13 protein-coding genes are annotated in these 13933 nt (G+C 72.3%); 8 read left to right on the top strand and 5 right to left on the bottom strand.

The window, feature by feature from the left end:
- Positions 1 to 10 precede the first annotated feature (10 nt).
- Positions 11 to 1612 carry a Na+/H+ antiporter gene (locus tag ACZ4LX_RS25440; RefSeq protein ID WP_467649065.1) on the top strand — a complete coding sequence of 534 codons (1602 nt, stop codon included), beginning with the start codon at positions 11 to 13 and terminating at the stop codon, positions 1610 to 1612.
- Here the strand turns inward: ACZ4LX_RS25440 and ACZ4LX_RS25435 are convergent.
- The 4 genes from ACZ4LX_RS25435 to ACZ4LX_RS25420 form a co-directional block, all read right to left on the bottom strand.
- Positions 1588 to 2529, bottom strand: coding sequence for a 1-aminocyclopropane-1-carboxylate deaminase/D-cysteine desulfhydrase (locus ACZ4LX_RS25435; protein WP_467649068.1), 942 nt, complete (start codon positions 2527 to 2529; stop codon positions 1588 to 1590). The two genes, ACZ4LX_RS25440 and ACZ4LX_RS25435, sit on opposite strands and share 25 nt — an antisense overlap.
- Positions 2530 to 2610: 81 nt before the next feature.
- Positions 2611 to 3201 carry an N-acetylmuramoyl-L-alanine amidase gene (locus tag ACZ4LX_RS25430; RefSeq protein ID WP_467649071.1) on the bottom strand — a complete coding sequence of 197 codons (591 nt, stop codon included), beginning with the start codon at positions 3199 to 3201 and terminating at the stop codon, positions 2611 to 2613.
- 150 nt (positions 3202 to 3351) lie between these two features.
- Positions 3352 to 4548, bottom strand: coding sequence for a globin domain-containing protein (locus ACZ4LX_RS25425; RefSeq protein WP_467649163.1), 1197 nt, complete (start codon positions 4546 to 4548; stop codon positions 3352 to 3354).
- Positions 4549 to 4641: 93 nt separating this feature from the next.
- The gene (locus ACZ4LX_RS25420) at positions 4642 to 5091 is read right to left on the bottom strand and encodes an RrF2 family transcriptional regulator (RefSeq protein WP_467649074.1); all 450 of its coding nucleotides are present in this window, start codon (positions 5089 to 5091) and stop codon (positions 4642 to 4644) included.
- Between the two features lie 179 nt (positions 5092 to 5270).
- Between ACZ4LX_RS25420 and ACZ4LX_RS25415 the strand changes: the two genes are divergently transcribed.
- The 5 genes from ACZ4LX_RS25415 to ACZ4LX_RS25395 all read left to right on the top strand — a co-directional run bounded on the left by ACZ4LX_RS25415 (position 5271) and on the right by ACZ4LX_RS25395 (position 10411).
- Entirely contained in the window at positions 5271 to 6677 is a 1407-nt protein-coding gene (locus ACZ4LX_RS25415; protein WP_467649077.1) for a family 2B encapsulin nanocompartment shell protein, read from the top strand.
- A 140-nt stretch (positions 6678 to 6817) separates the two neighbouring features.
- A complete protein-coding gene (locus ACZ4LX_RS25410; protein WP_467649080.1) occupies positions 6818 to 7864 on the top strand; it encodes a family 2 encapsulin nanocompartment cargo protein polyprenyl transferase in 1047 nt (348 codons plus the stop codon).
- A gap of 243 nt (positions 7865 to 8107) precedes the next feature.
- Positions 8108 to 8776: a DUF6304 family protein gene (locus tag ACZ4LX_RS25405; protein WP_467649085.1), complete on the top strand. Its 669-nt coding sequence runs from the start codon at positions 8108 to 8110 to the stop codon at positions 8774 to 8776.
- Positions 8777 to 9065: 289 nt separating this feature from the next.
- Positions 9066 to 10049, top strand: a complete 984-nt coding sequence (locus tag ACZ4LX_RS25400) for a DUF1648 domain-containing protein (RefSeq protein ID WP_467649088.1) — start codon at positions 9066 to 9068, stop codon at positions 10047 to 10049.
- 2 nt (positions 10050 to 10051) lie between these two features.
- Complete coding sequence (locus ACZ4LX_RS25395; RefSeq protein ID WP_467649091.1) at positions 10052 to 10411, top strand: GntR family transcriptional regulator; 360 nt, start codon at positions 10052 to 10054, stop codon at positions 10409 to 10411.
- 212 nt (positions 10412 to 10623) lie between these two features.
- Here the strand turns inward: ACZ4LX_RS25395 and snpA are convergent, their stop codons facing one another.
- Positions 10624 to 11304 (bottom strand): snapalysin, encoded by a 681-nt coding sequence (gene snpA / locus ACZ4LX_RS25390; protein WP_467649095.1) that lies wholly within the window; start codon positions 11302 to 11304, stop codon positions 10624 to 10626.
- A gap of 257 nt (positions 11305 to 11561) precedes the next feature.
- On the opposite strand from snpA, the gene ACZ4LX_RS25385 reads away from it, so the two are divergent.
- Complete coding sequence (locus ACZ4LX_RS25385; protein ID WP_467649098.1) at positions 11562 to 12512, top strand: LysR family transcriptional regulator; 951 nt, start codon at positions 11562 to 11564, stop codon at positions 12510 to 12512.
- A 260-nt stretch (positions 12513 to 12772) separates the two neighbouring features.
- A complete protein-coding gene (locus ACZ4LX_RS25380) occupies positions 12773 to 13774 on the top strand; it encodes an NAD-dependent epimerase/dehydratase family protein (RefSeq protein ID WP_467649166.1) in 1002 nt (333 codons plus the stop codon).
- Positions 13775 to 13933: the final 159 nt, after the last annotated feature.

Genomic DNA, 13933 nt, shown 5'->3' with positions numbered 1-13933 from the left:
GGACCGTGAGATGGACGCATTGCCACTGGTGGCACTGGTCGCGGCCAGTGCGGCGACAGCCGGTCTGGCCCGCAGGACGCCGGTGCCGGCCCCCCTGCTGCTGGTGGCCCTCGGGCTGATCGGCGCCTACCTGCCGGGGGTGCCGGACTACACGCTGGACGCGCACATCGTGCTGCCGCTCCTGCTGCCGCCACTGCTCTACACGGCGGCCGTGGACAGTTCGTACCTGGACCTGCGGGCCAATATCCGTCCGGTCGCCCTGCTCTCGGTCGGCTACGTGCTGTTCGCCACCGTCGCGGTCGGCTGGCTGGCGTACCGGCTGGTGCCGGACCTGCCGCTCACCGCGGCACTGGTGCTGGGCGCCGTGATCGCCCCTCCGGACGCCGTGACCGCCGCGGCCATCGCCCGCCGGGTCGGCCTGCCCGCCCGGGTCACCACGATCCTCCAGGGCGAATCCCTGGTGAACGACGCGACCGCGATCACCGCCTACAAGGTGGCGCTCGCCGCGGCCGTGGGCGAGGGCATGAGCTGGGGCGCCGGGATCGGCGAGTTCCTGCTGGCCTCGGTGGGCGGTGTCGGGGTCGGCCTGGTGCTCATGGTTCCGCTGCACTGGCTCCGTACGCACCTGAAGGAGCCGCTGCTCCAGAACACCCTGTCGCTCCTGATCCCGTTCGTGGCCTACGCCGCCGCCGAGCACGTGCACGCCTCCGGAGTGCTCGCCGTGGTCGTCGTCGCGCTCTATCTGGGCCACCGTTCCTGGCAGGTCGACTTCGCCACCAGGCTCCAGGAGGCCGCCGTCTGGAAGATGGTCGCCTTCATCCTGGAGTCTGCCGTCTTCGCTCTGATCGGCCTCCAGCTGCCCTTCGTGCTGAAGGGGCTCGGTACGTACGCCGTGACCGAGGCGCTCTGGTACGCGGTGGCGGTGTTCCTGGTGGTCGTCGTGGTCCGGTTCATCTGGGTCTACCCGGCGACCTATGTGCCGCGCCTGCTGTCGCAACGCATCAGGGAACGCGAACCCGAGACCAACTGGACCTCTCCGCTGATCGTCGGCTGGGCCGGGATGCGCGGCGTCGTCTCGCTCGCCATCGCCTTCTCCATCCCGATGGTCACGAGCGACGGCGAGGCGTTCCCCGCGCGCAACCTGGTGCTGTTCCTGACGTTCACCACGGTCATCGGCACCCTGGTCGTCCAGGGGCTCACGCTGCCCGTCATGGTGAAGGTCCTGAAGCTTCCGGGCCGCGACCGGCACGCCGAGACGCTTGCCGAGGCGCAGGCCCAGAGCACGGCGTCCGCGGCCGCCGAGGCGCGCCTGGAGGAGCTGCTGGCCGACCGGCGCAACAGCCTGCCCCAGCCGCTCACCGACCGGCTGCGCACCGTCCTGGAGCGGCGCCGCAACGCCGTATGGGAACGGCTCGGTGCGGCCAATCCGGTGACGGGGGAATCGGCGGACGAGACCTACCGGCGGCTGGCCGGCGAGATGATCGAGGCCGAGCGCGAGGTCTTCGTGCGGCTGCGGGACGAGCGCAGCATCGACGACGAGATGATGCGGACCCTGCTCAGGCGTCTCGACCTGGAGGAGGCGGCCGCCTACCGGGAGGAGTCGGACGGCTGATCCCGAGGGGGTTCGTCCGGGCGCCCCGTGACGACGGCCGCGAGGGTGGTCCCGGCGGGGAACGCGCCCTCCTGGGCCAGTGCGGTCAGCGCGTACAGGAGTTTGGCCACATAGAGCCGTTCGACCGGCAGTCCGTGGCGGTCCTCGAAGTCGTCGGCGAAGGCGTGGAGCGCGGGGGTGGTGCGGGCGTACCCGCCGAAGTGGAAGCGGTCGTCGAGCGACCAGGTGCCGGCCGGGCCGCCGAACGCCTCCCGCTGGAGGTTTCGCACGGTGTCCCCCAGAAAGCCGCCGCGCAGGACCGGGATGCCGAGGGCGCGCTGTCCCGTCGCCAGCCCCGCGGCGAGACCGGCGAGGGTGCCGCCGGTACCGCAGGCCACGGCCGCCACGTCGGCGGCTCCGCGCAGCTCGTGCCCGAGCGCTGTGCAGCCGTGTGCGGCCGGAGCGTTGCTGCCGCCCTCCGGGATCACCTCGCACTCCCCGTAGGTGCTCAGCAGGCCCGCCAGGACCTGGGGATCGGCCTTGGCGCGGTACGTCCGCCGGTCCATGAAGTGCAGCCGCATGCCGTCGGCCGCGCACCGGGCGAGCGAGGGGTTGAGCGGGCGGTGGGCGAGTTCGTCACCCCGGACGACGCCGACGGTGCGGAAGCCCAGCAGCCGGCCCGCCGCCGCGGTGGCCCGCAGATGGTTGGAGTACGCGCCGCCGAAGGTCAGCACGGGGCGGCCGGCGGCGGCGCGGAGGTTCGGGGCGAGCTTGCGCCATTTGTTGCCCGGCAGGTCCGGGTGGATCAGGTCGTCGCGCTTGAGGAGCAGCGTCACGCCGTGACGGGCGAAGCGCTCGTCCTCGGCCGGCCGCAGGGGCGAGGGGAGTACCGGCCGCAGGCGGGAGAGGCCGAGCGCGTCGGCGGGCGTGGAGGACATGGCTCCATTGTGGCCGCGCTCCGGGCGGGTGCGGGGCGCGGCCCGGGTCAGGGCCGCGCTGGGGCCGGTGCGGGTCCCGGACTACTTCAGGCGGTCCTGGATCCGTGCCCGCATGGAGGTCATCGAGAAGCCGAGCGGATCGATCTTGCCCGGCTGCCACTCCCGGTGGCCGATGACGGACCTGGAGTTCCACTTGTGGTGGCGGCAGACCGCGGCCGCGGCCTTCTCGATGGCTTCGAGCTGGGCGGCGGGCCAGGGGTCCTCGCCGTCGCCGAGGTTCTCGCACTCGAAGCCGTAGAAGTGCCGGTTCCCGTCGGTGTTGGCCTCGTTGTCCGACGGGAGGCGTTTCTCGGCGATGACGGCGCGCAGCACGTCGTCGTCGCCCATTCCGGCGTGGTTGGCCCGTCCGTGGCCGACGAGGTGGACCCGGCCGTCCTTGGCGATGACGCCGTGACACAGCGGCCCCGGCAGCGCGGTGTGGCCGTCGCGGCACATCCGGACGGTCGCGGCGGTGCCCCTGGTGGCGGTGTGATGGATCATCACGCCGTTGACCGGTCCCCAGGGGCCCTTGTGGTTGCGGTTGTGAGTACGCCAGTCGCCGACCTGGACGACGGTGAGGCCTTCGTCCTTGAGGGCGTCGAGAAAGGCGCTCGCGGACATGGGTGAGGACATGACCGACTCCTTCGTGCGTGGGGGGAGTACGTCCGTACAGCGCTTGTACCCGACGCACGGGGCCCCGGACCAGTCACGGAGTGATTCCGGGGCCCTGTTCGGGCGCTGTGCGAGCCGATTCGGTCAAATCCCGGCCAGCGACGGGCAGGTTCAGTCCTGGGCGAGCCACAGGTCGGGGCCGAACACCTCGTAGTGGATGTCGGCCGCGGGTACCCCCTTGGCGAGCAGCTGGGTGCGCACGGCCCGCATGAAGGGCAGCGGGCCGCAGAGGTAGGCGTGGGTGCCGGACGGGATCACCACTCCGGTCAGGTCGACCAGGCCGGTGCGGTCCGCCGGGTGGCCGGGTGCGGGGGTCTCGTACCAGAAGTGCGCCTCGGCGTCGGGGAGTCCGGCGGTGAACCTGACATGCTCGGCGCGCAGCGCGTGGTCGGCGGGGGAGCGGTCGCCGTGCACCACGGTCACCGGTGCGCGGTGCCCGGAGTCCGCGAGGTGCTCCAGCATCGACAGCATCGGGGTGCAGCCGATGCCCGCGGACGCGAGCAGGAGCGGGGCGTCGGTGGACTTGAGTACGAGGTCGCCGTACGGGGCCGAGACCCGGAGCCGGTCGCCGGCCCCGACCCGGGCGTGCAGGTGCCGTGAGACCTCGCCGTCGGGGGCGCCGTCGCCGTGCACCCGCTTGACGGTGAACGAGCGAACCGCCGAACCGGGGGCGGAGGAGAGGCTGTACTGGCGTATCTGGTGGGCGCCGTCGGGGAGTTCCACCTGTACGGACACGTACTGGCCGGGGCGGAAGGCGGGGGCGGGCGAGCCGTCGGCGGGGCGGATCCGGAACGTGGCGACGTCCGCCGTCTCCTCGGTACGGGAGACCACCTCCCACGCGCGCCACACGTCACCGGCGACGACACCCTGCTGCGCGTACAGCCGCTCCTCGATGGCGATCAGCGCGTTGGCCATCAGCCAGTAGACCTCGTCCCAGGCGGCGGCGACCTCGGGGGTCACCGCGTCGCCGAGCACTTCGGCGATGGCGGCGAACAGATGGGTGTGCACGACGTCGTACTGGGCAGCCGTGACGCCGAGCGAGGCGTGCTTGTGCGCGATGCGGTCGAGCATGACGTCGGGGCGGGTGCCGGGGTGCTCGACCAGCTGGGTCGCGAACGCGGCGATGGAGCCCGCGAGCGCCTGACGCTGGGCGCCGGAGGCCTGGTTGCCGCGGTTGAACAGGTCGCGCAGCAGCTCCGGGTGGGCGTCGAAGAGCTTGCGGTAGAAGAGATCGGCGATGTCCCCGATGGCCGCGCCGACGGCGGGCAGGGTGGCACGGACGGTGGCGGTCGACGGCTCGGAGAGCATCGTTAACTCCTCGGATTCATAATTGGCATCTGAGATGCGCATTTAAGAGCAGTGTAGGAACCGGGCCGTGGGCCCGGTGCGGCGGGGGGTGGTTCAGTCGTCGGCCGGCGGTCCGCTGCTGATGCCGAGCAGCAGGGGGCCGGTGGGCGAGGAGACCAGTGTGGCGACGGTCAGCGGGTCCAGCGAGGCGTAGAAGGCCTCCGACGCCGCGCGCAGGGCGTTGCGCAGCCGGCAGGCCGACCGCAGCGGGCACGGGGTGGCGCCCTCGCACTCGACGACGTCGCCGGGGCCCTCCAGCTCGCGGACGAGCCCGCCGATGGAGGCGGAGCGTCCGGCGGTGGTGAGGGAGAGTCCGCCGCCCCGGCCCCGTCGCGCCTCGACCAGGCCGAGGTGCTGGAGGCGGGCCACGACCTTGGCGGCGTGTGTGTACGGCACCCGCATGGTCGCCGCCACCTCCCGGGTGGTCGGCGGATCCTCGCTCTCCACGACGGCGAGACGCATCAGTACACGCAGGGCCACGTCCGTGAATTTCGTGAGCCGCATGACGGTCACGGTAAGTGAATGCGCATTCCGTATGCAAATTATTCGGGCTGATGCGCATCGCACAACGTGGTGCCCAACCCAAAGCCTGATTAGTCACACTCTTTTGTGTAATGGCGTGCCGAGCGCGCGTGCTGAAAGGTTCCTCTCGCAGGTCAGTCGATGAATCGAGAGGACGACAGATGTCCGTTGGTGAAGAGGTTCAGGACGCGCAGGTGCCGCCGAGGCAGAGTCTGGGCACGGCAGCCGCGCGGAACCTCGCGACGACCACCAAGTCCGCTCCGCAGATGCAGGAGATCAGCTCACGGTGGCTGCTGAAGATGCTTCCGTGGGTCCAGGTGCAGGGCGGCACCTACCGTGTGAACCGCCGGCTGAGCTACTCGGTCGGGGACGGCAGGGTGACCTTCGTGCAGACCGGCGACCGGGTCTCGGTCATCCCTGCCGAGCTCGGCGAACTTCCGGCCCTGAGGGACTTCGGGGACGAGGAGGTGCTGGCCGAGCTGGCCAGGCGGTGCGAGCAGCGCGAGATTCCCGCCGGGCAGCTCCTGGCGACGGCGGGAGAGGCGGCGGACCGGGTCTTTCTGCTGGCGCACGGGAAGGTCGAGAAGGTCGGCACCGGGCCCTACGGGGACGAGACGGTGCTCGGGGTCCACGCGGACGGGGCCTACTTCGGTGACCACTCCCTGACCGAGGGCGATGCCCTCTGGGAGTACACGGCCCGCGCCGTCACGGCGTGCACGGTGCTGACGCTTTCGCGGTCGGATGTACTCAACCTCGCCGAGCGGGCCGAATCGCTGAGCACCCATCTTGCCGGGCTGCTCGCGATTCCGCAGCAGCGCACCAACAGGTACGGCGAGGCGGAGATCGACCTGTCCGCCGGCCATGTGGGCGAGGCCGTCGTCCCGCACACGTACGTGGACTACGAGTCCGCGCCCCGCGAGTACGAACTGAGCGTCGCCCAGACCGTGCTGAAGGTCCACAGCAGGGTCGCCGACCTCTACAACCAGCCGATGAACCAGACCGAGCAGCAGTTGCGGCTCACGGTCGAGGCGCTGCGCGAGCGCCAGGAGCACGAGCTCATCAACAACCGGGAGTTCGGGCTGCTCAACAACTGCGACTACGGGCAGCGGCTCCAGCCGCACGACGGGGCGCCCACCCCGGACGACATGGACGAACTGCTGTCGCGCCGCCGTGGATCGAAGCTCTTCCTCGCCCACCCCCGGGCGATCGCCGCCTTCGGCCGCGAATGCAACAAGCGCGGTCTGGTGCCGGAGAGCGTGGACGTCGGCGGTCACCATGTGCCGGCCTGGCGCGGGGTCCCGATCTTCCCGTCCAACAAGATCCCGGTCACCGAGGCCCGCACCACGTCGATCATCTGCATGAGGACCGGCGAGGACGAACAAGGCGTCATCGGCCTCCAGCAGACGGGCATCCCGGACGAGATCGAACCCAGCCTGTCGGTCCGCTTCATGGGGATCGACGAGCAGGCGATCATCTCCTATCTCGTGACGGCCTACTACTCCGCGGCCGTGCTGGTCCCGGACGCCCTCGGTGTCCTGGAGAACGTCGAGGTCAGCCGCTGGCGGTGAGTCCACGGGGTCCCGGGCCCGCCGGGTCCGGGACCCCTCCGGCCGCGACCGGCGCACACAGAGCGACCACCCACGTCCCCGGCCCCGGGGCGACAGCCACCGGGGCCGGGAACGGCAACGACCGGGGTGACCCCTTGACCATGACCCATACCGACGCCGCCGCCACCGAGGGCAATGAGGCCGCGGCGCTCCTGGAGTACACCCGGACCCTCGTCGATCCGCATCTGCGGGCCGCGGTCGCCTCGCTGCCGGGGTCGATCCGGCGCGTGGCGATGTACCACTTCGGCTGGCAGCACGCCGACGGCAGACCTGCCGAGGGCGGGGCCGGAAAGGCGATCAGGCCCGCACTCGTCCTCGCCACCGCCAGGGCGCTCGGCGGCGACCCCAAGGAGGCCGTGCGGGCGGCCGTCGCCGTGGAACTGGCCCACAACTTCACCCTGCTGCACGACGATGTCATCGACGAGGACCGCACCCGCCGCCACCGGGCCACGGCCTGGACGGTCTTCGGCATCCCGGACGCGGTCATCGCGGGCGATGCCATGCTCGCCCTCGCGCAGCGGCTCCTCGCCGAGGACGCTCGCGCGGTGTCGGCCCGTGCCTCGGCCCGGCTCTCCACCTGTGTCATCGAGCTGTGCGCGGGTCAGCAGGCGGACTGCGCGTTCGAGGAACTCGGGCCGGACGAAGTCTCGTTGGACGAGTGCCTCACCATGGCGATGGCGAAGACGGGTGCGCTGCTGGGCTGTGCCTGCGCGCTGGGCGCGCTCTACGCGGGCGCGGACGAGCGTGCGGTCGGCGCGATGGACGGCTTCGGCAGGGAGGCCGGAATCGCCTTCCAGCTCATCGACGATCTGATCGGTATCTGGGGCGACCCCGCCCGGACCGGGAAGCCGGTCGGCGCCGACCTCCTCGCGCACAAGAAGTCGCTGCCCGTGGTCGCGGCGCTGACCTCGGGGACCCCGGCGGCGGCGGAGCTCGCCGCTCTCTACCGGGGCCCCATGAACACGTCCCGTGAGGTGGTCCGCGCATCCGACGCCGTGGACCGGGCGGGCGGCCGCGACTGGGCCCAGGCCGGTGCCGCGGACCGGATGGCACGCGCGGTGCACCACCTGTCCCGGGCCGTGCCCGACCTGTCGGCGGCGGGCGATCTCCTGGCGCTGGCGGAGTTCGTCACGCGCCGGACGCACTGAACGCGGGTTCCGCGCCGTCGGAACGCCGGCCGGTGAGGGAGGGCGGGAGCCGGGCGGGGGAGGACGGGGGAGGGGGCGGGACGGGGGGAGGGGGAGAGTCGGGAGGGGGGCGGAGAGGAGCCGGGCGGGAGCGGAGGGAGCCGGGCGGGAGTGGAGCGGAGATCGGCCGAGGTCACAGGGGCGGGGCGGCGAAGTGGAGGGCGGCACGGGGAGTGTCCGAGCCACGGGCTACAGTCCGTGCCCATGACAGATGAGTCGTGGGCAGGGTGGTACCGGGACCGACAGGGCTCCGATGCCGTCATCCTCACCACCGACGGACAGCAACTCCGGCTTCGCGTCAGGGGCGTCGACTTCGAGGGCGAGAGCTTCGACGGACTGCGCCCGGCGGCGGGTGCGCGGCCGGAGAGCGGAGTGTTCGCCCTCGTGGACGGGGCGCTCAACGACTGCGTCCTGGAATGGGACCTGCCGTTCCCCGTCACCGCGGACGGCGCGGTCCATCAGGCCACGCTGAGCTGCCTGTTGTCGCTGCGCAGGCCCGACCCGTATCTCTATCTGGAGCTGCGGTACGGCGGTGCGGCCTTCCGGTCGCACCGGGCGGAGAGCGACTTCGGGTCCGCGCTCGCCACCATCCAGCGGTCCCTTCCGCCCGGAATCCGGCTCCGGACGTGCATCGCGTGCGCCTTCTCGGACTACTTCCCGGCACCCGGTCGTGGGCTCTCCGGCGGCCTCGCCTGCTTCCGGGGGGCCAAGGAGGCCTACCGCGGGGCGGCAGGTGAGGGCGATGTCCTCGACCTGTGGGACCGGCGCAGCGGATTCGTCCAGGAGATCTGGAGCTGCCGCGAGTTCGAACCGCGCCCGGAGGCGGGCGCGGGCACCGGCCACCGAGGCGCGTTCCCGCTCGAAACGGCCTGACCGGCCGACGGGCTGACTGGGCCGGCCGGCCGGAGCGCCGGCCCGCTCCGGAGCACATGAACCCGGCCCACCCGGTACCCCGCCCACCCGATATCCGAACCGGCCCGACGGAGCGACACCGTCGGGCCGGTTCCTCTCTGTTGCCACCTCGGCGCCCCGTCGCCCCGTCGCCCCATCGGGCCCGTCACCCCCTCACACCCCTCACACCCCTCACCTCGGCGGTGCGTTGCCGGGAGACGGCTTTGCCGCAGCCTCATTGTTCTACTAGCATGCGAACAAGGAGGTTTTAATGAACCGTAAGAACATGGGCCGCGCGGGTCTCACCGCCCTGCCGTTCCTGCTCGCCCTCGGCGTCGACCTGATCCTTTTCGCCACGCGTCGTGACCGTCTGCCCGCCCAGCTGGCCAGCCACTTCTCCGGCAGCGGCCGGGCCGACGACTACATGAGCCGGACCGCGTACGTCGTCGTCACCGCGGTGCTGCTCGTCGGCATCGGCACACTGTGGACCCTGATGACCGCCAGGGGACGGTTCTACGGCCGCGAGCTCAGGAGGATGGTCGCCGGCGGGTATGCCGTCGCCGGGTTCCTCGGCTACCTGATGGCGGTGGTCATGCTCATCAACGTCGACGCCGTCCAGGACGCGCAGGGCCGCACCCAGGACGTCTCGTTGCCGATGTGGCACCTCGCCGCCGCGCTGGGGGTCGCCGCGCTCGCCTTCGGGGTGGGGCTGCTGCCTGCCGCACTCCTTCCCGTACCGGACCCGCCGACGACGGACGGTGTGGACGGGGACGGCGAGCGGATCGCGCTGGCCGACGGGGAGGTCGCGGGGTGGGCGCGCAGTGCCGGGAACCGGTGGCTGTTGCTGCTGGCGGTCCTGGTCTGTGCGGGAGGGGTGGTCCTGCTGTTCGCCGTGGGCTGGGCAGCCGCGGTTCCGGCTCTCCTGGTCGGCCTGTTCCTGATGAGCTTCGCTCGTCCGTCCGTGGCCGTGGACCGGCGGGGGATCACCGTCTCCGGGATGCTGCCGTGGCCGCGTGTCCACGTTCCGCTCGCCCGGATCGAGGCGGCGTCCAGCCGGGACATCAGGCCGCTCGCCGAGTACGGGGGCTGGGGGTACCGGATCCGGCCGGGACGTACCGGCGTCATGATCCGTACCGGTGAGGGGATCGTGGCGCGGCTGGCCGGCGGCCGGGACTTCGCGGTGACGGTCGACGACTCGGCCACCGCAGCCGCGCTCCTCAACACCCTGATCGACCAGCGCCGAACGGAACACTGACCATGCTCTTCAGGGTCGACCCCACCTCCACCGTGCCGCTCGGCGACCAGATCGCGGCCTGTGTGCGCCGAGCTGTCGCCGACGGGGCGGTGGCCCCCGGCGAACGCCTGCCCGCGGCCCGCGTCCTCGCCGAATCGCTCGGGGTCAATGTGCACACCGTCCTGCGCGGCTATCAGCGGCTGCGCGAGGAAGGGCTGATCGAACTGCGTCGCGGCCGGGGCGCGGTCGTCGCCGACGGCGCCTCCCCGCACCGGGCCCGGCTGCTGGAGCGCGTGCGCGAGATGGTCGGGGAGGCGCGCGGACTCGGTATGACGGAGGACGAGATCCTGACCCTCGTACGTACCGAGTTCGCCGCCGGATGACGGCCTGCGGTGTGTGCCAACGGTGTGTGCCAAGGGCGTGTGCCCAGGGGCGTGTGCCCAGGGCGTGTGCCGCCGGAGGGCGCCGCCGAGGCCGGTCGCGGCTGCGCGCCATCGGGTGGCTCCGGCCGGTGTCCGCCGCCTGATGACGTGGGCCGGGGCGTGCGGTGGTGCGGTGGGGCCACCCCGTCCTGCGAGGCGGCCCCACCGTTCGGTCAGGACCCGCTGCGGGCGAGCGCGGCCGCGAAGCCGTTCTGCCAGAGGTAGTTCACCTGGCTCCGCTCATTGGCGTCCGGGTAGGGGTTGGTGCACGAGGTGCCGGGGCCCCCGCCGGACATGAGCTCGCTGCACGGGCCCGAGTAGTGGTCCGGCAGGCCGAGGACGTGCCCGGTCTCGTGCGTGGTGACGCGGGTGGAGTCGTACTGCTGGTTCTGCGCGTAGTCCAGGAAGATGTAGCCGTTGCCGTGACCGTCGGTGCTCGCGTACGAGCCGCTCGGGTCGTTGCCCTCGTAGTAGGCGAAGTCGGCGTTGGAGCCTTCCTGCAGCCGGACGTTGGAGACCGAGCTGTTCCAGATCTGCGCGCTGTTGGATATCTGCGTACGGAAGCTCGGCGCGTTGGTGGTGCTGTAGACGATGGTGACGGCCTGCACGCCCGGGTTGGCGGCCCGCTTCTCGGCCACCGACTTCGTTACCGCCTCGAAGAACGCCTTGTTGGCGGCCGCGCTCTCGTGCGACCCGGAGTGCGAGGTGTACGCGGAGTGGGCGGCCGAGGCGGATGCGGGGGGAGCGACGGGCGCCGGGGCGGCGGTGGCGATCGCCGGGGCGGTGCCCAGCGCGGCGGCGAGGCCGAAGCCGAGGCCGATCACGGCCGACATGACGGTCCTGGGGTGTCTCATGGGGGGTCTCCTGCCGGTTGCCTGCCAGGGGGACCCCGTCCGGTCAGCGGACGCGGACGGGGTTGGTACGCAGCGAGTCTCGGCGAACACGGCTCCGCGCGGATGATGTCAACCGGTGATAGCGCCGCCCTATCGCCGCCCCGGAGACCGCGAGCGCACCCCGGATGTCCATCACCCCAACAGCCGGTGAATTGACGTGATTTGATGGCGTTCGGGCGTCTGGTGCGGCGTGACTCCGCCGCCATACCCTCGGCGGTATGGAGCTTGAGGTGAGGCACCTCAGGGCGCTTTGCGCCATCGCCGAGACCGGCAGCCTGCACCGGGCGGCCCGCAGACTGGGCGTCAGTCAGCCCTCGCTCACCACCCAGCTGCGCCGCATCGAGAACGCCCTGGGCGCCGAACTGTTCAGCCGCGAACGCACCGGCTGCCGCCCCACCCCGCTGGGCAGCGCCGTCCTGAGCAGGGCCCGCCCCCTGGTCGAGGGCATGAGCGCGCTGGTCACCGACGCGAAGGCGGAGGCGGACGCGGCCCGGTCCGGCGGGCCGCACCTGCGGATCGGCTGCACCGCCAGCCGGGTCATCGGCAGCTGGCTGCGCGGGCTGCGGCTCCGGCTGCCCGGTACGGACATCTCGCTGCGGGTCGACGTCTCGGCCCGCGCGCTCCTGCGCGCGGTCGCGGAGGGGAGGCTCGACGTCGCCTTCGTGCATGAGGTGGAGGGCTGCCCGCTGCCCGTGCCCGACGGTCTGGAACAGCGCGTTCTGCTGGACCGTGAGCCGCAGTTCGTCTCCATGGCGCGCGACCATCCGGCGGCCGCGCTGCCCGTCGTCGACCTGGCCGACCTGGCCTCCGACCGGTGGATGGTCGACCCCACGGTGGATGGTGAATGGGACGGTCTGCGCCGGGTGTTCGGCGCCGCGGGCGTCGCGCCGACCGTGCTGCACGGCGACTACCTCACCGCCGCCTCACTCGTCGTCCTCGGCGAGGCCGTGGCGCCCTGCCAGCCCACCTCGGGCCCCCGCGACGACATGGCGATCCGCCCGCTGCGCGACGACCCGCTCGCCGTCCGGCTGCTCCTGGTCTCCCGTCCGGGCGCCGACATGACGGTGGTGTACGGGGAACTGGAGGCGGCCTACCGCGAGGCGGCCCGGCGGGCGGGCTGCTACCACCAGTGGCTGGTGCGCCACCGCAGCCCGCTCGCCCGGGCCTGAGCGCCGATCCGGCCGTCCGGGTCCGAGTGCCGAGGCCGTCCGGGCCTGATCACCGATCCGGCCGTCCGGGCCCGCGGTATCCGGTCGTCCGGGCCCGCGGCGGGGACGGGCTCCGTCGTCCGGTGGTGCCGGCGCGCCCGGGAACGCCCGAGCCGGGCCCAACTCCTCAGCCCCGAGCCGCTCCGGGGTGATTTCAGCCGAGAGCGAGGGCCGTCCCGGAACGGGGCGCGGGCGGGCAGAGTCGGGGCATGAGGCTTCTGATGCTGGGTGGTACGGAATTCGTCGGCAGGGCTGTCACCGAGGCCGCGCTCGCACGCGGCTGGGAGGTCACGGTGTTCCACCGCGGCCGTCACGCGCCCCCGCCCGGAGTGGCCGAGCTGTTCGGCGACCGCACCGCGGAGGGCGGCCTTGCCGCGCTTGCCGGGGCCGCGGGGCCGGACGACGGATCCTTCGCCTGGGACCTGGTGGTCGACACCTGGAGCGGCGCGCCCTCGGCGGTACGGGACGCGGCGCGCCTGCTGTCCGGCCGGGCCGCGCGGTACACGTACGTCTCCAGCCGTTCGGTGTACGACTACCCGGCACCGGCGGGCCAGTCCGAGGACGGTCCGCTGGTGGAGGGCGCCTCGCCGGACGCCGGCGGTGACGTCCCGTACGCCCTGGCCAAGCGCGGCGGCGAACTGGCCGCGCTGGACGCCTTCGGGGACCGGGCGCTCCTCGTCCGCGCCGGGTTGATCATCGGCCCCTGGGAGAACGTCGGCAGGCTGCCGTGGTGGCTGACCCGGATCGGCCGCGGCGGCCTCGTGCTCGCGCCCGGCACACCGGACCTGGCCCTCCAGTACATCGACGTGCGCGACCTCGCCGCCTGGCTGCTGGACGCCTCCGGAAGAGGGCTGAGCGGCCCGTACAACCTGATCAGCCGCCCCGGCCACACCACGATGGGCGAACTGCTGAACGCCTGTGTGCGCGCCACCGGTTCCCATGCCGAGCTGCGCTGGACCGACGCCGGACGGATCCTCGCGGCGGGCGTTGAACCCTGGACCGATCTGCCGGTCTGGCTCCCGCCGGGGGAGCTGTACGACTCCACCCACCGGAGCGGTTGCGAGAAGGCGTACGGAACAGGGCTGCGCTGTCGGCCGGTCGAGGAGACGGTCGCCGACACCTGGGCATGGCTGTGTGAACTCGGCGGTACGGCGCCGCAGCGCGCCGACCGGCCGCGGACGGGGATCGATCCGGTGACCGAGGCAGAGCTGCTGGCGGGCTGACGGAGGGCTGCTGACGGGCCGTCGCCAGGCTGGCGGCGAGCGCTGCCGTCGAGCGGGCGGCGGCTGTGGGGGAAGGATGGCATCCGGCCGAAGGCAGTCGACGGATCCGGGGCGATTCCCCGGCGTGGCACGACCGATGGGCACCCGATTAAGCTGCAT

This window comes from Streptomyces sp. NPDC026062, from assembly GCF_055568375.1.
This window is presented reverse-complemented; position numbering and strand designations above follow the sequence as displayed.